27 protein-coding genes are annotated in these 19,231 nt (G+C 67.7%); 13 read left to right on the top strand and 14 right to left on the bottom strand.

Going from position 1 to position 19,231, the window contains the following annotated elements; all coding sequences use genetic code 11:
- Nucleotides 1–11: 11 nt before the first annotated feature.
- From AC1RU4_RS07225 to AC1RU4_RS07205, 5 genes are all read right to left on the bottom strand, one after another.
- Nucleotides 12–743: a hypothetical protein gene (locus tag AC1RU4_RS07225; protein ID WP_492890373.1), complete on the bottom strand. Its 732-nt coding sequence runs from the start codon at nt 741–743 to the stop codon at nt 12–14.
- Between the two features lie 352 nt (nt 744–1,095).
- A complete protein-coding gene (locus tag AC1RU4_RS07220; RefSeq protein WP_492890372.1) occupies nt 1,096–2,649 on the bottom strand; it encodes a DUF5906 domain-containing protein in 1,554 nt (517 codons plus the stop codon).
- Complete coding sequence (locus tag AC1RU4_RS07215) at nt 2,649–3,833, bottom strand: DUF7146 domain-containing protein (protein ID WP_492890371.1); 1,185 nt, start codon at nt 3,831–3,833, stop codon at nt 2,649–2,651. The genes AC1RU4_RS07220 and AC1RU4_RS07215 overlap by 1 nt, the downstream gene beginning before the upstream one ends.
- On the bottom strand, nt 3,830–4,192 hold the full coding sequence (locus tag AC1RU4_RS07210; RefSeq protein ID WP_492890370.1) for a winged helix-turn-helix domain-containing protein: 363 nt from the start codon (nt 4,190–4,192) through the stop codon (nt 3,830–3,832). The genes AC1RU4_RS07215 and AC1RU4_RS07210 overlap by 4 nt, the downstream gene beginning before the upstream one ends.
- Complete coding sequence (locus AC1RU4_RS07205) at nt 4,189–4,632, bottom strand: XF1762 family protein (protein WP_492890369.1); 444 nt, start codon at nt 4,630–4,632, stop codon at nt 4,189–4,191. Before AC1RU4_RS07205 ends, AC1RU4_RS07210 begins: the two co-directional genes overlap by 4 nt.
- 98 nt (nt 4,633–4,730) lie before the next feature.
- Between AC1RU4_RS07205 and AC1RU4_RS07200 the strand changes: the two genes are divergently transcribed.
- On the top strand, nt 4,731–5,012 hold the full coding sequence (locus AC1RU4_RS07200; protein WP_492890490.1) for a type II toxin-antitoxin system RelE/ParE family toxin: 282 nt from the start codon (nt 4,731–4,733) through the stop codon (nt 5,010–5,012).
- A gap of 12 nt (nt 5,013–5,024) precedes the next feature.
- Nucleotides 5,025–5,321 carry a HigA family addiction module antitoxin gene (locus tag AC1RU4_RS07195; protein WP_492890368.1) on the top strand — a complete coding sequence of 99 codons (297 nt, stop codon included), beginning with the start codon at nt 5,025–5,027 and terminating at the stop codon, nt 5,319–5,321.
- A gap of 23 nt (nt 5,322–5,344) precedes the next feature.
- Here the strand turns inward: AC1RU4_RS07195 and AC1RU4_RS07190 are convergent, their stop codons facing one another.
- From AC1RU4_RS07190 to AC1RU4_RS07155, 8 genes are all read right to left on the bottom strand, one after another.
- Entirely contained in the window at nt 5,345–7,267 is a 1,923-nt protein-coding gene (locus AC1RU4_RS07190) for a DNA cytosine methyltransferase (RefSeq protein ID WP_492890366.1), read from the bottom strand.
- Nucleotides 7,264–9,912: a DNA methyltransferase gene (locus tag AC1RU4_RS07185; protein WP_492890365.1), complete on the bottom strand. Its 2,649-nt coding sequence runs from the start codon at nt 9,910–9,912 to the stop codon at nt 7,264–7,266. Before AC1RU4_RS07185 ends, AC1RU4_RS07190 begins: the two co-directional genes overlap by 4 nt.
- A complete protein-coding gene (locus AC1RU4_RS07180) occupies nt 9,909–10,151 on the bottom strand; it encodes a hypothetical protein (protein WP_492890364.1) in 243 nt (80 codons plus the stop codon). The genes AC1RU4_RS07185 and AC1RU4_RS07180 overlap by 4 nt, the downstream gene beginning before the upstream one ends.
- Nucleotides 10,151–10,402: a hypothetical protein gene (locus AC1RU4_RS07175; protein ID WP_492890363.1), complete on the bottom strand. Its 252-nt coding sequence runs from the start codon at nt 10,400–10,402 to the stop codon at nt 10,151–10,153. The genes AC1RU4_RS07180 and AC1RU4_RS07175 overlap by 1 nt, the downstream gene beginning before the upstream one ends.
- Nucleotides 10,403–10,467: 65 nt before the next feature.
- Nucleotides 10,468–11,097: a GcrA family cell cycle regulator gene (locus AC1RU4_RS07170; RefSeq protein ID WP_492890362.1), complete on the bottom strand. Its 630-nt coding sequence runs from the start codon at nt 11,095–11,097 to the stop codon at nt 10,468–10,470.
- 4 nt (nt 11,098–11,101) lie between these two features.
- The gene (locus tag AC1RU4_RS07165) at nt 11,102–11,590 is read right to left on the bottom strand and encodes a hypothetical protein (protein ID WP_492890361.1); all 489 of its coding nucleotides are present in this window, start codon (nt 11,588–11,590) and stop codon (nt 11,102–11,104) included.
- 283 nt (nt 11,591–11,873) lie between these two features.
- On the bottom strand, nt 11,874–12,272 hold the full coding sequence (locus tag AC1RU4_RS07160) for a hypothetical protein (RefSeq protein ID WP_492890360.1): 399 nt from the start codon (nt 12,270–12,272) through the stop codon (nt 11,874–11,876).
- A complete protein-coding gene (locus AC1RU4_RS07155; RefSeq protein ID WP_492890359.1) occupies nt 12,269–12,529 on the bottom strand; it encodes a hypothetical protein in 261 nt (86 codons plus the stop codon). The genes AC1RU4_RS07160 and AC1RU4_RS07155 overlap by 4 nt, the downstream gene beginning before the upstream one ends.
- Here AC1RU4_RS07155 and AC1RU4_RS07150 point away from each other — a divergent pair.
- On the top strand, nt 12,528–13,388 hold the full coding sequence (locus AC1RU4_RS07150; protein ID WP_492890358.1) for an XRE family transcriptional regulator: 861 nt from the start codon (nt 12,528–12,530) through the stop codon (nt 13,386–13,388). The two genes, AC1RU4_RS07155 and AC1RU4_RS07150, sit on opposite strands and share 2 nt — an antisense overlap.
- Here the strand turns inward: AC1RU4_RS07150 and AC1RU4_RS07145 are convergent.
- A complete protein-coding gene (locus tag AC1RU4_RS07145; protein WP_492890357.1) occupies nt 13,385–14,251 on the bottom strand; it encodes a WYL domain-containing protein in 867 nt (288 codons plus the stop codon). The genes AC1RU4_RS07150 and AC1RU4_RS07145 overlap by 4 nt on opposite strands.
- Nucleotides 14,252–14,410: 159 nt before the next feature.
- Here AC1RU4_RS07145 and AC1RU4_RS07140 point away from each other — a divergent pair, with 159 nt between their 5' ends.
- From AC1RU4_RS07140 to dnaN, 10 genes are all read left to right on the top strand, one after another.
- Nucleotides 14,411–14,920 (top strand): hypothetical protein, encoded by a 510-nt coding sequence (locus tag AC1RU4_RS07140; protein WP_492890356.1) that lies wholly within the window; start codon nt 14,411–14,413, stop codon nt 14,918–14,920.
- Nucleotides 14,920–15,171 (top strand): hypothetical protein, encoded by a 252-nt coding sequence (locus AC1RU4_RS07135; RefSeq protein ID WP_492890355.1) that lies wholly within the window; start codon nt 14,920–14,922, stop codon nt 15,169–15,171. The genes AC1RU4_RS07140 and AC1RU4_RS07135 overlap by 1 nt, the downstream gene beginning before the upstream one ends.
- Nucleotides 15,168–15,443, top strand: coding sequence for a hypothetical protein (locus AC1RU4_RS07130; RefSeq protein WP_492890354.1), 276 nt, complete (start codon nt 15,168–15,170; stop codon nt 15,441–15,443). Before AC1RU4_RS07135 ends, AC1RU4_RS07130 begins: the two co-directional genes overlap by 4 nt.
- Nucleotides 15,440–15,565, top strand: a complete 126-nt coding sequence (locus tag AC1RU4_RS07125) for a hypothetical protein (protein WP_492890353.1) — start codon at nt 15,440–15,442, stop codon at nt 15,563–15,565. Before AC1RU4_RS07130 ends, AC1RU4_RS07125 begins: the two co-directional genes overlap by 4 nt.
- Before the next feature lies 1 nt (nt 15,566).
- The gene (locus AC1RU4_RS07120) at nt 15,567–15,698 is read left to right on the top strand and encodes a hypothetical protein (RefSeq protein ID WP_492890352.1); all 132 of its coding nucleotides are present in this window, start codon (nt 15,567–15,569) and stop codon (nt 15,696–15,698) included.
- Nucleotides 15,695–16,381, top strand: coding sequence for a hypothetical protein (locus AC1RU4_RS07115; protein ID WP_492890351.1), 687 nt, complete (start codon nt 15,695–15,697; stop codon nt 16,379–16,381). The genes AC1RU4_RS07120 and AC1RU4_RS07115 overlap by 4 nt, the downstream gene beginning before the upstream one ends.
- Nucleotide 16,382: 1 nt before the next feature.
- Nucleotides 16,383–16,649, top strand: coding sequence for a hypothetical protein (locus AC1RU4_RS07110; protein ID WP_492890350.1), 267 nt, complete (start codon nt 16,383–16,385; stop codon nt 16,647–16,649).
- Nucleotides 16,650–16,665: 16 nt separating this feature from the next.
- Nucleotides 16,666–17,004: a YfdP family phage-associated protein gene (locus AC1RU4_RS07105; protein WP_492890349.1), complete on the top strand. Its 339-nt coding sequence runs from the start codon at nt 16,666–16,668 to the stop codon at nt 17,002–17,004.
- Between the two features lie 29 nt (nt 17,005–17,033).
- Entirely contained in the window at nt 17,034–18,002 is a 969-nt protein-coding gene (locus tag AC1RU4_RS07100) for a DUF2303 family protein (RefSeq protein WP_492890348.1), read from the top strand.
- Between the two features lie 99 nt (nt 18,003–18,101).
- Nucleotides 18,102–19,229 (top strand): DNA polymerase III subunit beta, encoded by a 1,128-nt coding sequence (dnaN, locus tag AC1RU4_RS07095; RefSeq protein WP_492890347.1) that lies wholly within the window; start codon nt 18,102–18,104, stop codon nt 19,227–19,229.
- Nucleotides 19,230–19,231: the final 2 nt, after the last annotated feature.

Here is a 19,231-nt window from a genome sequence, read left to right as displayed (position 1 = left end):
TGTAAATCCCCTCAATTATCCTGCTGCATCAATGACTTATCGGCCGAATAATTTTCGCGCGAAATCGCGTGTTTCACTTGGCGCGGCGCTGCCAGCCATGGCGACTCAGGCGCGGACGGCCCGGTGACCTCCCACATCTCCAGCCGCCCCGCCATCTCCGCCGCGAGGATGCCGAGCGCCATCCGCCATACGCTGTACACCGCCCGATGATAGGTCGCGTCGGCCCAGGTGACGCCGGGCGCGATCTCGCCCGAGCGCGGCGGCCGTCCGGCACGGCGGCGCAGGTCGGCGAAGCTCTCAGGGCGGATGCCGGCGCGCGCATGCTCGATCAACACCACCGACGTCGTCACGCGCACCAGCCGCGCCGCCTCGCGCCCCGGCAGAAGCAGGCGCGCACCGGCGGACGGGCTCTCCATCAACGTGCCGCCCTGCGCGGCGATCAACGCCCGATCCCACAAGGCAGCCTCGCCCGCCTCGGTCATCTCGATGAAGGCGTCGTCGAGTTCCAGCACCCGGAGATGCACCAAGGCCGCGTCATCCTCCGAGGCGAAGCTCGCCGGCGCCGCCTGAGGACGCGGGCTGGATTGCGGGAAGGTGCCGTAAATCTTGAGCGTCTCGACCCGCGCCCAGCTGGAACTGAACTGATCGACCGCCGCAGGCTCCAACCGGCCAAGCTGGCGATCAATAGCCATGTCCCGATAGGCCCAGCCCAGCAAAGCTTCGATATCGATGCTCGTTTTCACGCGCCGCCCTCCAATGTCCAACCTGTCCAACCTTTTGAATGAAAGAATAAAAGGTTGGACACCAATAACCCGTTGATTTCGCTTGCCTTGTCCAACCTGTCCAACCTGTCCAACCTAAAAGCCGGGTTACGACCGCGAGAGCGGGGCCTCGGCGCGAATTTACAGAGAGCCGGCGGCCTACACGCGCGGGCGTGCGATCACACGCGTACGCGCGGCAAGGTTGGACAGGTTGGACAGGTTGGACACGTCTTTGAAATATCTCATGAATTTCTGTCCAACCTATCGATGGGGAAGGATTGAAGGTTGGACAGGGTTGGACGCAGGCGCTTCCACCCCTTTAGCCCGGTCTCCCTCACTCATCGGAATCGCCCCAGTCCACGTCCTGGCCGAGCTCGGCGACGAAGGCGTCGCGGCAGACATCGAGGCCGGGCAGCAGGTAGCAGCGGCTGCGGCGAAACTGCTGCGAACCCGGCGCGGTCTCCCATTGACGCTTCACCACCTTCAGGTCCGGCACCAGCTTGCGTAGCTTCATGCCAACGGCGGTCTGTTCGGACTTGCGGCGCACGCCGACCTTGTCGGCGACATCGAGGTAGTCCGCGAACAGCACATCGACGGCGATCTCGGTTTCCCAATATTCGCTGCCGCGGCGGGTGGCGCCGCTCACCAGCCGCTCGAACCACCAGGATTCGACGCTGTCGAGCGAACGCAGCTTCTGTTCCAGCAGGCCGGCGGTGCGCGGTATCTTGCGCAGGTCGACCGTCGAGAGATCGAAGGCCAGCAGGTCGTGCAGCAGCGCCTCGCGCCCACCCTTGTCGAGTTCCTCATCCATCTCGCGGAAATAATCGGTGTTCTGGGCACAGCGCGGGTGCACATCGAGGACGCAGAACCGCCGCTCATCCTTGCCGGCCGGCACCACCCAATCCTCGTTGGAGGTCATCATCAGCCGCACGAAATTGTCGATGCGGATCGGGTCGATGCCCTTGGCCTCGATCATCTGGAATTTCGAGGTGACGAGACCCTTCAGCCGGCCTTCCGCCGCCTTGTCGCCGGCCCACACCGCTTCCTCGGCCTGCAGCAGCAGGCAGGAGGCCATATGCGCGTTGAACTGGCCGGTCACATAGCGCGGGTCGTCGACGGCGAAGTAATGCGCCGAGATCAGGCTACCGACCACCTCGCCGACCTTGGTCTTTCCGGTGCCCATCTTGCCGCGCATCACGATCGCGGTGCCGACACGCTCGCGCGGGCGCTGCATCAGATGCGCAAACCACCCAAATACCCAGCGGTAAAGAGTTTCGTCGCCGTCGCAGACATTATTGAGCATGTGATCGCGCAGGATCCTGTAAGATCCGCCCGCGCGCGGCTCCACCGAGAATCCCCGCCACAGGTTGAGATAGCGCGGCGTGGCGACGGCATCGGGGCCGGGCTTGAATTCGATGCCGATATATTGCCGGCGCTTCGACGATGTCAGCCAGCGAGACGCCCAGGTCTTCACCTTCAGCTTGCCATCATGGTCGATTACTTCGGTGAATTTATTGGCAAACCACGCGCGAAACGCATCGAGCGAAATGATGCGCAAGCGGTCTTCTATCGGCCCACCTGCCTGCTCATGCACGATGACGGCCTTGGAGCCCATCAGCACCAGGCCCCATTCGTCGTTCATCCGCTCCACCGAATAGCCCATGGCGCGGCCGCGCGGCGGCCCGGTCGTGTCGTCACCCGGCGGGGAGCCTTCGTCGCCCGTCGCCTCATCGGCATGATCGTCGGGATGCGCCAGTACGGATTCGATGTCATCGACGTCCGGATCAATGGCAATCGCCGGCGCACCGCTGAGATTGCCCACCACCTCATCGGGGAACACCGCGCGCAGGATCGCGTCGTCCGCCGGATTTTTCGGATGGTCGTCCATCAGGCCACCTGCGGTGCCGCGCTCATGCGCATGTCGTTGAAATCGAGGCCCGGCTCCGGCCAGGCGATGGTGATCCGCCGGCCCGGCGCGGCATGGCGCGCCGCCGCCCGCTCCATGGCGAGCTTTGTCGCGAACGGGTCGCTGTCGGCATCGGCCAGCAGACGCAGGTCGGTGACGCTGTCGGGGATGCTCACCGCCTCGCTGGCGAGGTCCGGCGCCGCGCCCGGCACGATCAAGGCCCGGCCGGCCCTATCCTTGGCCGTCGGGTGGCGCTCGCGGCTGTCGCGCTGCGCCCGCCCGGCCAGGTTGCCGATATCGCCGGCGGCCCAGAAGGCGATGCCGTCCAAGGAACGCCCGGCATCGACCAGGGCGGCATAGACCGACAGCACGGTCTCGATGCCCTCGCCGAGAACGAGGCAGCGCGGCGAGGCGCAGCGCAGCAGCTCGATGCGCCCGCCCTGCTTGGTGCCGCGCATCTTCTTGGCCTTCAGCACCTCGCCGGTGTCGGGGTGGACGATCAGCGCCTTGCCCTTGGGCTGGTCGAGATCCAGCCAGGTGATGTGCAGGCCGGTGAAATGCCCGTCCGGCGCGACGATCGGCGCCAGCAGGGCCGGGCCGGTGTGGATGACCCGCCAGCCATTCCGCGCGCCTTCGCCCGGCGCCGGCACGACATAATTGAAGGTCGGGTGAAAGCGCAGGCGCAGCGGCGGCAGGGCGATGCGCGCCCGCTGGCTGAGATAGGCCTCGGCCGCCGTGCCGGCGATGGGCCACGCCGCCTGCCAATAGCGATACAGCCGCCGCCGCTCATCCTCGCGATAGCGGGCGCTCGTCGCCTCGCTCTCCGCCTTCTTCCGCGCCGCCGCCTCGGTGCGGCGGCGTTCCTCTTCCGGGTCGATCGCGTGGGTGCCGCCGAGCCACTCGACGGCGGCGCGGAAGTCGAGATGCTCGCGCCGCTCGACGAGGCGGATGACGTCGCCGCCATCGGGGCACACGGCACACACCCATTTGTCGTCGCTGCACTCGAAGCGCGCGGCGGTGCGGCTGGCCGGGTCGGTCGAGCAGATCGGGCAGGAGCCGACCAGCACGCCCGCGCGCGTGCCGCGGCGCAGGCTCACCCATCTGCCGGCAATGGTGCCGACCGGGTTGCGGGCGCGCAGATCGTCGAGGGCAGCGTCGGAGATCATGACGCGGACTCCACAGGCACCAGCCGGCGCGCCGCATATTCACCGGGCGTGTTGCGCGCACGGGGGATCGTCCAGCCGAGCGGGGCCAGCCGGGGCCGCAAACGGCAGACGATGACGCTGATGATCTGGTCGGCGGTGTCGGGCCCGCCATCGGGCGCGTCGCCATAGACGGCCTCGATCAAGGCCCCATGGGCGACGGGGCGCGGATAGGCCCTTACCAACACTTCCAGCAGCCGGCGGGGGTTGCGCCCCATCTCCAGATTGAGCAGCGCGGCGACCGGCACACGCGCCGCCGCGAGCCCATGGCCGCAGGTCGGGCAGCAGGGCGGCGCGCCGTCGAGAGCGGTATCGGCGTTCATAGAGATTGCTCCCAACGGAGCTTATCGAAGAGCGGGCCCGCCTCACGCCGCCGCGACGGCGTATCCCACGACCGGCCCTTAACCTCGCCAACTACACGAAATCCGGCCCCACGCAGGGAAGCCCCGCCCTCGCTGGCAAGCGTGTATGTCACCACTCGGCGGAAGCCTCGCGCGAACGCGGCGCGGCATGCCGCCCCTTTTAGGAACGACACCGCATTGCGGTGGCCATCGGTCGCGACGCGCAGGATTTCGACTGTCAGCCCATCCTGCAGATACCTCGCCACCGGGCGGCCGATGATGCTGACACCAACCAGCGCACCATTAAACTCAGCCCCCGTCGACCACAGGTGACCGACGACTGGATCATTGTGGCGGTGATGCTGATCGACGAAGGCATTTGCCTCCGCCAGCGAGAGGGGAACAAGAGATAGGTGGCTCATCTCTCCACCTCGAAAAACGTATCGCCGCACGATACTTTTGCCTTGCCGAACGTATCGTGTTGAGATACGTTATCTGCATCGGAAGCGGCGAGGCGGCGATGATCCTGAACTTCAAGAACAAGCTGACGGAAACGGTGTGGAACGGCACCGTCGGCAAAGGCTTCCCCGCCGATCTCGTCCGCCCCGCCCAGCGCAAGCTGGCCATGCTGAACGCCGCCATCACCCTCGACGCCCTGCGCGTCCCGCCGGCCAACCGGCTCGAAGCCCTGAAGGGCGACCGCGCCGGCCAGCACTCCATCCGCGTGAACGACCAGTTCCGCATCTGCTTCATCTGGCGCGACGGCCACGCCGCCGACGTCGACATCACCGACTACCACTGAGGAGAGACCACCATGCTCGGCCCGCATCCCGCCATCCACCCCGGGGAGATCCTCCGGGAGGAGTTCCTCACCCCCCTCGGCCTCACGCCCTATGCCGTGGCGAAAGCCGTGCACGTGCCGCGCACCCGCATCGAGCGGCTTGCGCGCGAGGAGGTGCCGGTCACGGCCGACACCGCCCTGCGCCTCGGCCGTTTCCTCGGCACCGGCCCGGAATTCTGGATGAACCTGCAGACGGTCCATGACCTGACATCCGCCGAGAAAACGGCGGCGGACCTCGCCGAAATCCAGCCGCATCAAGCGGCCGCATAGGACATTCGTACACGCGCGCGGCCTCATTCCGCCGCCTCCCGGAATGCCGTCGGCGCGCGCTTCGTCGGTGCCGCGTCGGCCATGATGGCGCCGACGCAGGCCTTCATCTTCGCGACGGATACCGCGTTGCCGATCTGCTTGATCTGCTCGGTCTTGGTGCCGGCGAATTCGTAGGTTGTTTCCTCGGTGTTGAAGCCCATGGCGGCGGCGAGCTCGTGCGGCTCCAACATGCGGAACAGAATGTCGTACTGGTCGGTCCCCTCGACCAGGTTCACCCGGCCGGTGGCGCAGATGGTCGGCGCCGGGTCGTCGATGCCGTGCACGCGCGGCGCCTGGCCCTCGCGCTCGCCGAACTGCGCGGCGATGAACGCCAGATCGCCCCGGTTCGCTCCCGTCACCGTCGGCAGCGGGTCGGTCGCCGCATCGCGAGCGCGGGCGCTTCCATCGTCATGCGTCACCGGCATGACGATGGCGAACTCGCCGCCCTTGGCCGTGGTCAGGGTCGGAATCGGATCGGCGACGTCGCGCGCCGTGGCGCCGCCACCCGATTGCGTGACCGGCACCACCATGCCGAAACGGCCCTTCGATGTGACGGTTGGCACCGGCTCGTCCACGCTCACGCATGTCTCACCCGAGCCGGAACCGTAATAGGGCGATATCAGTGCCGTGCCGCTGCCACGCTGCCCTCCAGTCACTATGGTAGGCAGAGGGCTTCCAACGTCTCGCGGAGCCCCGCCGGATGCCTGCGAGAGCACAAAGGGCTCTACCAGCATCGGGCGCGCACAACCGGGATGCTCGACGTTGCCGGCACCGCCAGTGGTAATCGTCGGCAACGGATCGTCGGCCGTGCGGGCACTGCCGCTCGTGTGCTGCGAGAGCACCAAAGGCGCGCCGGTCATCACCGATGTCTGGGGCAATCCTCGACATGCCGTCGCGTGCGGCGGTGGAAGCTGCGGCAGTGGCAGCGTTTCATCCACCAGGGCAGCCATCTCTGATCGTCCCAAATCCAAAGGAACGCCTTCAGCATTGCCAACTCCATTTCGAAGGACCGGCTGCGCGAGCCCGATATGCTGTCCACCCGCCGCGATGGTCGGCAGCGGCCCGTCGACGCCCTGCGCCGCCATATGGTTGCGCAGGATGACGAGATAGGGCTCCGGCCAGCCATGCTTCACGGCGCCCGTGTAGATGCGCGCCAGCGTCTTTGGTGCCAGCGCCTTCTTCCGCCCGAAGATCGAACGCCCCTTGATCGACCAGTCGATGATCTCGCGGGCCGGCCGCCAGGGCCTCATGTCCGTATCGATCCCCGCGAACAAGCCTGCATCGGCTCCGCGCTTGCGGTGCGTCGGCATCGGCCAATGCACTGGCTTGCCGTCGAACCGCACCATCATGATGAAGCGCTGCCGGGTGGTGGCGTCGCCATAGTCGGCGGCGTTCAGCTTGCGCCATTCCGGCTCGCCGCCGAGCCGCCGGATGGTCTCGATCCAGGCATGGAAATACTCGCCCTTGCGCGAGGCGATGGGCTTGCCGGTCTTCGGGTCGACCGGCCCCCAGCCGATGAATTCCCAGACATTTTCGATGATGAGGCGCTTCACCCGCAGCTCGGTCAGCCAGGTGATGATGTGCCACGGGTCGGAACGTTGCTGGTCGCTGGTCGGCTTGCCGCCGCGCGCCACCGAATGATGCGTGCAGGTCGGCGAAGCCATCAGCAGGTCGAGATATCCCTCAGGCACTAGCAGATGCGGCCGCACCGTGGCGATGTCCTGCACATAGTGCCGGGCCTCGGGATGATTGCGCTGGTGCGTGTCGATCGCCACCGGCCAGTGGTTGACGCAGGTAAGGACGATGTCTTCCAGCGACCAGCCGAGCGCGAGAAGCGCCTTGATGGCCCCGGTCGACGATCCGCCGGCGCCGCAGAGGAGATCGGCAACGAGGATCTTCCTGCTCACGCCACCACATCCGGCTCGGCCGAGGCCTCGGCATCCAGCAGATCGAATAGCCCCGGCATCGCGACCTTGTTGGCGGCGGCCTCGCAATACTTCATGCCGTCGCGGAAATAGGTCGGCGAGAGCTCGACGCCGTAACCCCGCCGTCCCTTGAGCAGCGCCCGATACGGCACTGTCATCAGCCCGCCGAACGGATCGAGCACCAGGTCGCCCGGCTCTGAGCGCTGCACGATCTCACGGTCGACGATGTCGAAGGGCAGCGGGCAGAGGTGCTTTTCCGCACCCTTCTGCGCCTGCATCGTGTTCAACGACAGCATCTGCGCGCCGCCGGTGACGATCCCCTCCATCCAGCTATGGACGGGCAGCAGGGCGAAGTCCGGCGGCAACTGGCCGTGAAGCTCGCGCGCCTCGGCGATGGCGACGTGATGCTCGAAATCATAGACGGTGGCGAGGTTGAAGCTCTTCCACAGCCGATAGGCGACATCCGCCTTCAGCCCGACCAGTTCGTGCGGCATCAGCAGCCGGTCGCCGGAGGATCGCGTCACCGGTGCCGCGTCCAGCTGCCAACGGGCACGGCTATAGCCGTCGGGATTTTTCCAGCCATTGGCCGGCCCCTGCCGGATCTCCACGCCGCCGTCGACGACGTCGCTCACCGCCCGGCCGATAGCCTCTTTCTTCGCCTTGCGCACCGGATCATCGGCATAGCCGTTGCTGCGATCCGTGGGCGGCTTCCTGAAATACAGCATGTATTCCGGCATGCCGCAGCCCATGCGGGTGCCGTCCTTGCACTGCTCCGACCAGCCGAGCCGATAGGTCTGCGCGTTTTCCCGCACCACATCGGTGCCGAGCGTCTTGCGGCCGATGAAGGCGAAGCCGTGCCGGACGAAATGCGCGACCGTCGCATCGGAAAACGGATAGACGCTCTGGAAGCCGATCCCGGTCATGCCGCCCGGCACGATCCGATCCTTCACATGCAGGCAGGCGTTCCGCCCCGGCTTCAGCGCGCGCAGCAGCTTCGGCGTCAGGAAGTCCATCTGCTGCCAGAAATGATCATTGTCGTCGGTGTGGCCGAAGTCGGCGTAGTTCGGCGAGTATTCATACTGCGTCGAGAACGGAATCGAAGTGACGATCAGGTCGATGCTGTTCTCGGCGATGCGACCGATCTCGTCGACACAGTCATTATTGACCAGCGTATAGCCGCCGCCCTTCACCTCGACACGCTCGACGCCCATGGCCCGCGTCATTTCTTCGGCCATCGCCGCGCGCGACAGGCCGTATTCGCGGATGATCTCTGTCATGATGGCGACCTGCTCGATGTAGCGGCGCCACTTCGCCTCCAGATCTTCGCGCACCGCCCGCTCGGCCTCGGTGTAGATGAGGTCTATGCGGACGGTGAACGTCTGACCGAAACGCTGGATGCGATGGATCGCCTGGATGAAGTCGTTGAATTTGAAGCCGATGCCGAGGAAGACGGCCCATCGGCAATGCCGCTGGAAATTGCAGCCCGAGCCGGCGATCACCGGCTTGGCGGCGAGCTCGGCGAACTTGCCGTCCGAGAACTCGATGATCCGCTGCTCGCGCAGCTCAAGCGGCTGCGCGCCATAGACCGACACCGCCGATGGGATCGCCGCCTCGATGGCGTGCCGTTCGGCCTCCAAATCGTGCCAGAGGATGCGATGCGCGAGCGGATCCTCGGCGCGGATCTCCATCATCTTGGCGATCCGGGCCTTGAGGCTGTCGCGCTTCTCCCGCGCCGCGCCGACCACGCCGACGGCGTGATCCCTGAACATCTTCACCTGGCCGCTGCGCTCGACGCCGGCGTCGCTGTGATCGGCAGGAATTTCATGCCAGCGGATGTCGAGCGGCGGGAGGTCATAGCCCTCGTCCGAGAAACCAAGGTCGGACGGCTTGGAGACGAACAGCGCCCAGGTGGACACCCACAACCAGAATTCCCGCTCCTTGTGGGGATGCAGGGTAAGCTCATCGGCCTTCTCGCTGTTGCGCTTGAAGAACCGGGTCTTGGCCTGCCCGACATCCATGACACCGAGGAATGCCGCATAGGCCAGAAGCTCGATGAACTCATTCGGCGACGGCGTCGCCGTGGCCACGAACTTGTACGGCACCCGATCGAACAGCCGCATGAACTCGCGGAAGGTCTTGCTGCCGCCGAAGCCGCGAAGACAAGAGGCCTCGTCGAGACAAGCGATGGCGAACAGCGATGGGTCGAGCTTGCCGTCCCGCACCGTCTCGTAATTGGTGAGATAGATCGGCGAGATACCCGCGTCGTCATCGGCCTCGATCTCGGCCGCGCTGCGGATGAACTTGAGCCGCACCGCATGCTCACCGGTGAAGCGCAGCACTGCGTCGCGGAAGAATTCCTGTCGCACCCCGAGCGGCAGCACGATCAGCGCTAGGCCGCCGACCCGCGCCTTCATGAGCCGGCACAGTTCAATCTGGGTCGAGGTCTTGTGCAGGCCGAAGCTAGCGAAGATGGCGCGCCGTCCGCCCTTGGCAGCCCATTGGACGATGGCCCGCGTGTGCGGCTTCAGTGCCGGATTGATCACGTCGAGCGGGATATCGATCCCGGTGACGGCGGCAACCGGCCGCTTCGCCTCGAGGAAGTCGCGATAGTCCACCGGAGCGTTCACCGCGCCATCTCCCTCGTGAATGCCGCGCGCATCCGCGCCAGTTCGGCCGTCGTCCAGATGCCGGCGCCCTCGCTCAGCGCCACCCGCACCCGCGCCCGGCTCATCCGCAGCCGGCTCGCGATCTCCCATTCGCGCACCCCGCGCCGCGCCAGCCCGCGCGCGGCCGCCACCAGCCGGCGCCAGGGCCGGCCGCGGCGGATGACGACAACGGGGCGTCGGGGGAAGGGCGGCACGCGCATCACGCCGGCGCACCTTCCCGCACGGGCCGGGCGCCGAAGCTGGCCCGAAGCGCCGCCAGCAACCGGTCCTCGCCGCCGATGCGGCAATCGATTTCTGCCGCCGCGCCGAGCTCCGGCAGCAGGTCGAGCCGCTCGGCCCGCGCCTGCACCGCGTCGGCGGAGCGCCGCCCATGGCCTTCGGCCCACAGCCGCTCGGCGATGGCGGCGAAGGAGAGGTGCCGCGCCAGCCCGTCGCGCAGCAGCGCGTCCATGGAAGGCGACCAGCCGCGCGGGCGATAAGACGCCGCCGCGCCACCCCGATTGCGGCCGCACATCGTCATGCCGCACCCGCCAGCTGGTCGACGAGGTCGGGCTCGGCCTCGCGGTCATCCGCGCGCGCCGCCGGCACCCGGTCGTGCCGGGCGAGGTCGCCGGCCTGCCGCGACAGGCTGCGCGCGGTGAGCGCGCGCCCCTCGCGGGGCTGGTAGGCCAGCACCCGGCAGGCGGGACAATAGGGGCCGGCCTGCATCACCGGCGCGCCGCACATCCGCAGCGCGTCGGCGGCCAGCGGCTCATGGTCGGCCCAGAGCGGCCAGCGGCACTGGCCGGGGAGAAGCGACAGAAAGGCCACGCCCGCCCGCCCGGCCGGCAGCGGCGCGGGGGGCGGCGGCGCAACCGGCGCGGCGCGGCGCAGGGCCGGCGGCACGGAGGGAGCCTTGACGGACGGGACCTTCACCGCCGCCGCCCGCTTCACCGCGGTTTTCGGCGCCCGCTTCCGGGCCGGGGTCGCCTGCGGCGCCTGCGCGGCAAAACCCTTCCGCCGGGCACGGCCGATCACGGCATTGCGCGTGCGGGCGGGGAAGCCTTCACCGGCCAGCAGCGCGACGCATTGGCTGTAGGAATAGCCCTGGCCGACGAGCTGCTTGAGCCGTTCATCCTCTTCGGCGGAAAAGCGGGGCAGGATCATGGCGTCAGCCCTCCCGCACCAGCCGCATGCCGGCCTTCCTGGCCGCCAGCGTGCTGCGATAATCGGCGATCTTGCGCTCCATCTCGGCGGCGCGGCGGTCCAGCACCTCGGCCTCGGCCGGGGACACCACCCCGTCGCGCTTGGCCATGACATGCTCGGTGGTCATCGCCGCCGCCGCCGCCAGCACGTCGCCATGCTGGATGTCGAGGCAGCCGCCGGCATCGGACGTCGCCTCCGGGTCGGTCAGGCCGCGCCCGTTGAGATCGGCCATGATGCGGGTGACGAACGGACGGTCGCAATCGGCCTCGAGCGCCAGCACCGCGGTGATCGGGATGACGTCCTCCTCGCCGATATGCTGCCAGCGGCCCACGGTCGACTTGCCGACCATGGCGATCTCGGCCGCGCGCTCGACGCCGCCGCAGGCCTTCACCAGGTCGCGCGTCGCCGCCTTGATACGGTTGAACCAGGCATGGGAAATGGCGCGGTCGCTCATGTTCGCCTCGCAAAAGTCAAGCGTGCTCACGCGGGAAAACGACGGGCGTTTTCCCGGAGGGGGAAACTGTGGTGCGGTGCAACAGTGGCGGTATCAGATCACGGCGGCGGACGGATCGGCGGGGGGCGGAACCATGAAAGCGACGGCGCGGGACGACCGGATTGACGGGTATATGAACGCCCTGCGGCGCCGGGGGCCCCGATCCGGTCTTTCGGCCCGATGCCCGCGCGCACCGGGAAAGGTCTGCCCCCGCAAGAACGGGAAGGGTGGAGAGCGCGCGTCATCATGGCACCCGCTCGAGGTCGGTGGAGAGATCGTGGATGGCGATGTCCATCGCATCGAACGGGCTGGGCGCCAGCAGGTCGCGGAACACGGCGATGTTGGTGGCGCGCACCGGGCGGAAGAAACAGGCGCGATACCAGCGGTCGGGAAACTCGGTCAGAGCCACGCCGATCGCACCGCAATCGGCCTTGCCGATCGCCCGCACGCCATAGAGGGCTTTCGCGCGCGGATGTGGCCCCGGAATGCGGGGAAGCACGCGGCCATCGCCGGAGATCGCCGAGTCCCATTTGTCGGCGATGCACACCACCATCGACCCCGGCGCCAACAACGTCTCGTCATCGAAGCGAAGGCGGGCCGGGCCGCCCGTCAGAAGATCGGCAATCCTGCGAAACAGGCTCATGCAGCGGTCTCCTCGGGGCAGGGGGCGGCAGGGGCGGGGCGCGGCACATCGGCCGGCCACACGGCCCCCTCCGGCCAGTTGGCGGAAAACCAGATCATGGCGCGCTCGAAACTGCCGGTCTGCAGATCCTTGCCGCGGGCAAGCAGCCCGAGCTTCTTTCCATCGTTGAACACCAGCGTCGCAACGCGCGAAGGCGCCAGCGACTTGGCGGCACAATAGGTCTCTGCGACGATGAGCAATTGCGATACGAGTGTCATGGCCGACATCATATGCGGGTTAAAACCCGCTTCGTCAAGCGCAGAATGCGGGTCATGTTCCGCTCAGCCGGACGACGCGATGCGGGTAAACTCCCGCGCCATGCACAATATCGAACTCATCCTGGAGCGCATTCAGCGCCGGCTGAAAGCCGTCGGGCTCTCGGAGAGCGCTGCCGGTGAGCGCGCCGGACTGTCGCGCGACACCATCCGCTCCATTCGGCGCGGCATCGCCAACCGTGGACAGCGAAGCGTCGAGACCGAGACCATTGCCAAGCTGGCCGTACCACTTCGAACGACGCCGCGATGGCTGATGACCGGGGAGGGCACCGAATCCCCGGACGTTGACGACGAGGCGGAGCCGGTTATCCCGGTATCTATCGGAGTGCCCGCCGGCGAAAGCTCAGTCGAAGCATCTGATTTTCCCGCGCCGCGAATCCGCAGCTTTCCGAGAGATGTGAAGGTCATGGGCACCGCCGCCGGGTCGGTGATTCGCAATGTCGAGGGGTTCTCCATGGACCGCGATGTGGTCGATTACGTGCGGCGCCCGCCGGCGCTGACGAACAATCCCGACGTCTATGCGATCTATGTCAGTGGGCTCTCCATGTCTCCACTGCATGGCCATGGCGACCTGCGCTTCATCGACCCCAGGCAGCGCCCGATGATCGGCGACAGCGTCATCGTCTTTACCCGCACCCACGATGACGATCCCGGCCAGGCCTACATAAAGATACTCGCCAAACGAACGCTGGAGCGCGTCGTGCTGCAGCAGATCAACCCGGTGCTCACCATCGAAATCCCCTTGATCTACGTAAAGCATATGCACCGGGTGCTGACGATGAACGATCTGTTCGGCGTCTAGCGGAATAATTGCCGGCTGCGCCGCTCGCCGCCCTCGCCGCCCATGGCCGATAATCGCGCCGCGAAGGTGCGCAACATCGCCACTTCCCGCCCGGTCGGCGTCATCTTGGTGATTGCCCCGGAAGCAACCGCCAGCGTCGGGCGGGCCTTCTCGATCTCGATGACCGCCCGGGCGCGGTTCCACGGCTCGGCGGCGAATTTATCGCCGGCCAGCTTGTTGCGCGCCTCGATAAAGTCGAGCAGCACCTCCATCTCGTCGGCGGCGATATCCCTGTCGGCCCGCGCGATCCAGATCAGCACCTGCAGGCTGGGCATCACCCGCCGCATGACGCCCTCATGCGAAGGATCGGACTGCTGGTCGAGCGGCAGGCGCTGCGCGAAGAAGATCTCGGCGTCGGCAATCGCGGCGCCACCATTACAGGGCCGCACCGAGAGCATCCGGTCGGCCCGGAAGGTCCGTTCGGCATCGCGCAATGCGCACATGGCCCGCACATAAATCGCAGCGCCATTGTTCTCGACCTCGAGCACGCGAATGCGCCGCTCGCTCACCACGCCGTCGGCATCGCCATAGGAAAGATGGAACTGGTCGGGGTCAAGGTCGCTCTCCCAACTGGCACGCGACAGACGTTGCGGGGCCGGCGCCGGTGCGGCCGAACGCAAGGACGATGATGCCTGAAAAGGCCCCTGTGACCAGTCGGAAGGCTGGCGGGACGCGCGCGTCAATCGGAGATCGTCGTCGAGCCGCTGAAGGCGAAGCCGTTCGGCCGCCGCCTCCTCGCGCTCCCGCTCCCGTCGCCCATGTCGAGCCACGGCAAGAGCGAGGCAAATCACGACCGCCGAGCCAAAGAACACCCACCATCCCATAAGGATCACCCGCCAAAACCCACCCGCTAGACGTGCTAGCACGGGCCGAGGCAACCGATCAAAACGCGAAATGCGGGTTATGCACCGCATGGTGATTGACGCGGGTTGAAACCCGCATTATGGTTTTCCCCAATCCGCCACCGATTGGGAGCCCAGCCGATGCATCCCGCCCATCACGAAGCCGCGCTTGCCGGCTTCTTCCGCCGCCACGATATCCCGGTGCCGGAAGGCGGCGCCCCCGCCCTCGAGCGCATGGGCCTCGCCGTCCAGGCCGCCCGCTGCTGGATCGCCGGCGACTACCGCATCTGCAGCCCCGGCAGCGCGCCCTATGTGACCATCGGCGGCGGCCTCTTCCACGAGGAGGACAGGCGCGGTGCCTGCGGGGCCGGGCTGCTGCTGGCGCAGCGCTTCGACGCCATCCAGGGCGAGACAGCGCCGGTGCATAATGGCGCCCCGGTCGACCGCATGGCGGTGCTGCTGTGCCGCGCTGCCGCCGCCGGCATCACCGCCGATGCCGCCTATCTCACCGGCTTCGGCATTGCCGAGCCCCTCATCGCCGAATTCGCGCTGGAAGCGGCCTGCCTCGCCGAGGCGATGGACTGCGCCGCCCGCGCCTACCGCACGGCGCGCGCCCGCCGCGAGGCCGCCGCCACCAGCGAGGCCGCGTGATGTTCACTCCCCTCCTTGCCCTCGCGGCCATCGCCAAGCTTTGGCGTTCCCGGCCCGACTACCCAACCGTGAGCGCGGATTACACAAAGCGCCAGACGGCGGCGCGCCGCCATCCCACCGGCAACATCGAAACCGCCCGCCGCTATCTCAGCAAGGCCGACCTGCACCCGGGCCGGTCGTCCTCGGTGCGCAAGCTCACCCGCGCCTTCCGCATGGCCGGGCGGAGTTTCGGGCCGGAGGGGCGTCGATGAACGCCGCCCCCGATTGCGACTGCCTGCTCTGCCTGATCAAGGGTGCGCTCGCCCGCAGCGGGCGCCGCTACAGCGTCGAGGAATGGGCCCTGGCCGCGGCCGATATCACCGCCTGCGTCATCTCCGGCGTGCCGGCCTCCAACGAGACGGGGCGCCAGGCCATCGTTCACGCCATGTCGCAGCGGATGTCCGCCCATGTCGCGGCGCTCGACGCGTGGGCCCATGACCCCGCCGCCGCGCCCGCCGCGCATTCGAGGGAGTTCCTGCAATGATCCGCGACTTTGCCGGCCATGCGGCCCGCGCCGTTGCCCGCGCCGTTCCCGACGCCGCCGCGCTGGCGCTGTTCCTCGGCTTCATCCTCTTGATGGCCGACTGGATCGGGAAGGGGGCCTGACATGGCGCATCTCACCCGCCGCACCCTGCGCGAGGCCGCGCTTTACGGGCTGGCCGTGCCGCTTTGCGGCGCCGCGCTCGGCGTCGGCATCGTCTGGCTGTCCTTCCTTCTCTTCGCGAGGGCCGTGCAATGAATGCCGATACCCTGCGGGCCGCCCCGCCGATGGGCACCCACCCGCTGTCGCGGCCGGAACCGTGGACGCAGTCGCTGCGCGGCCGCGCCATCGACCTGCAAAACCCCCGGGCGGACCAGGTCGACTTCCGCGAGATCGCCGACACGCTGGCGAATATCAACCGCTATGCCGGCGCCACCGAGATGCCGGTCAGCGTGGCGATGCACACGCTGATCGGCCTGCAGGCGGCCGAGAACGCCAAGCTGCCGCCGCGGGTCACCGCCCTGGTGCTGCTGCACGATGCGCACGAATCCCGCCTCGGCGACAGCATCACCCCGGTCGAGGAGATGCGTCAGGGCCTCGCCGAGGAAATCTACGGCCGCACCGCCCGCGACATGACGGAGGAGATCTGGCGCGAGGCCAAGCGCCGGCACGACTTGGCGATCCACGCCGCCGCCGGGCTGGACATGCCGACGCGCGACCAGCGCGCCGCGATCCACATGTGCGACATGATCGCGCTCGCCACCGAGCGGCGGGATTTCCTCGCGCCCTGCGAGCGGGCCTGGGCACCGGCCGTGAGCCAGCACCCGCCGCTGCCGCGCAAGTGGAAGTGGAAGCCGCCGGCGGAACAGGCGGCCCTGCTGTTTCGGGCCTTCAACACCTACCTGCCGGCGCTGCGCGACGGGCGAACGGGGAGGGGGTGACATGACCCGCGCCGAGCTCAGCCTCGCCCGTCGGGCGCGCGCGCATCTCATGCACGAGGTGGCGAAGGCGAAGGTCGCCCACGGCGCCCGCAGCCAGCTCACCGGCCTGCTGTGCCGGCTCACCACCGACATCTTGCGCAGCGAGGTCGCCCGCACCGCCCGCCGCCGCGGCCCCGCCGGACGCTTCGCCAGGGCGGACGCCGGCGACCCCGCCGCCGTGTCGCCCTGCTCGCCGCCGGCCAAGGGGCCGGACCTGTTCACCGCCTAACCCAATTGAGGATGCCATGGCCATTGTTGCCGAAGGTACACAGATCGTCGGCCTGATCGACGATGGTGATCTCTCCGAAGAATTCTCCACCGAGATGCGGCGTGTCATCGCCGCCGTGAAGGAGCGCGCCGGGCCCAAGGGCAAGGCGAACGGCTCCATCACCCTCAAGCTGTCGATCAAGGCCGAGGGCGGCATCGTCACCATCGAAGGTGACGTCGCCGCCAAGGCGCCGAAGCCGAAGCGCGGCGCCTCGATGTTCTGGGCGCTCGATGATGGGCGCATCAGCACCGAGCACCCGCAGCAGATGAACATGTTCCCGCGCGATGTCAGCACGCGCGAGCCCGTCAACGCCTGATTTCCATTCGAACAGAGGAGCGCCCTCAGATGGGCACCGAAACCACCCCGATTCCGTCCGGCGCCGAAGGGTTGAAGGAACTGGTCGCGCTCGCCGGCCAGGCTCGCGGCGTCGACATCGTCACCATCGCCGCGCCACCCGGTACGGACGGCGTGCCCGCCTATATTCCGGTAGCGGTGAAGCATGGCACCACCCCGGAAGTTCTGGACGTGTCGCGCTACTTCGAAAGCTACCGCGAGCACCCGAAGGACAAGCGCGGCATCGCCAAGGCGCTCACCCTCGACAGCTTCATCAAGCTGGTCAACCGCCACCAGACCGCGCATTCGGCGGTGTTCGCCGATACCGATTGGCACAAGCCCAGCTTCGACGCGGTGATCGACTATCACGAGGTGCTCGCCGATGCCGCCGCCGAAGAGCCGGGCGCGGGCGACCAGCCCAGGCCCGGCAACCTGAAGCACCGCATCCGCTACGAGTTCCCGCTCTCCGAGGAATGGAAGGCGTGGGTCGCACTCAATGGCGAACCGCTGTCACAGGCCGCCTTTGCCGCCTTTATCGAGGACCACATTGCCGAACTGGCAGCGCCCTTCGATAGCGAGAAAATAAATCTGGAGAAGGATTTCCAGACCACCGTCGCCACTCCGTCCGACCTGATGCGACTCTCGCGTGGCCTGCAGGTCAATGTCGACAGCGTCGTGAAGAATGCCACCACCTTGCAGACCGGCGAGGGCCAGATCCAGTGGGAGGAAACCCACAAGGACGGCGACGGCAAACCGCTGAAGGTGCCGGGCATCTTCATCCTCAACATATCGCCCTTCTTCATGGGCGAGAAGATACGACTGCCGGTTCGCCTGCGGTACCGCGCCGGCGGCGGCAAGATCACCTGGTTTCTCGCCATGTACCGCCCCGACGAGCACATCACCGATCGCGTGCAGCAGGATCTGGACAGGGTCGAGAGCGAAACCGGCCTGCCGACCTTCGAAGGTTCGCCCGAGGCCTGACCGCTTCCTCCCCCGGCGCCTTTGGCGAGGCGCCGGCACCTGCCGGGTGGCGATCGCATGCGCCCCCGGCCCCTTCTTCCACCCCGCGAGGCCCGCCCGATGAAAGCCACCCTGGAACGCGCTCCCCTGCTCGCCGCGCTGACGCGTGTGGTGCGGGCGGTGGAAAAGCGCAACACCATCCCGATCCTCGCCAATGTGCTCATCCGCGCGCTGGGCGACACCGTCACCCTGCTCGGCACCGATCTCGACATGTGGTGCACCTCCCGCATCGCCGGCGCGGTGATCGGCGAGGGCGGCGAGACCACGGTGCCGGCGCATATGCTGCGCGAGATCGTCAACAAGCTGCCCGAGGGCGCGCAGATCACGCTCGAGGTCGCCGGCGATCGCGGCACGCTCATCCTGCGCGCCGGGCGCTCGCGCTTCAGCCTGCAGACGCTGCCGCCGGCCGAGTTTCCCGACGCGACCTCCTTCGAGGGCGGGCACGCCTTCACCCTTACCGCCGCCGCCGTGAAGCAGGTGCTAGGCCGGGTCGAGTTCGCCATCTCCACCGAGGAGACCCGCTACTATCTCAACGGCATCTATATGCACGCGCATGCCGGCGCCGATGGCCCGCAGATTCGCTATGTCGCCACCGACGGGCACCGGCTGGCGCTCGACGCCATCGACGCCCCGGCCGGCAGCGCCGGCATGCCCGGCATCATCATCCCGCGCAAGGCGGTCGCCGAGCTGCGCCGGCTGGCCGATGAGGCCGGCGAGGGGCTGGATTTCACCGTCCACGCCAACCGGCTGCGCGTGTGCACCGGCAGCGCCGAATTCACCACCAAGGTGATCGACGGCACCTTCCCCGATTATGTCCGCGTCATCCCGGCCGAAGGCGGCATCACCGCCGAGATCGCTTCCGGCGAGCTGGCGGCGGCGGCCGACCGCGTCGGCACCATCGCCTCGGAGCGCAGCCGCGCCGGCCGCTTCGACTTCGCGCCCGGCCTGCTGACCCTCACCACCACCAACCCGGATTCCGGCTCGGCGAGCGAGGAGATCGAGATCGGCCTGCCCGCCGGCGAGATGAGCATCGGCTTCAACACCCGCTACCTGCTCGACGTCATCGCCGCCCTGGCGCCCAAGCCGGCGCCGCTGCGCGTGCAGCTCACCGACCCCGGCAGCCCCGCCGTGTTCCGCACCGCCGCCGCGCCGGAAGCGCTGGCGGTGCTCATGCCGATGAGGGTGTGATC

The sequence above is a fragment of the Ancylobacter sp. GW821-FHT10E12 genome (genome assembly GCF_058809335.1).
Note: the sequence above shows the minus strand (reverse complement) of the source record. Positions and strands in the feature narration are given on the sequence as shown.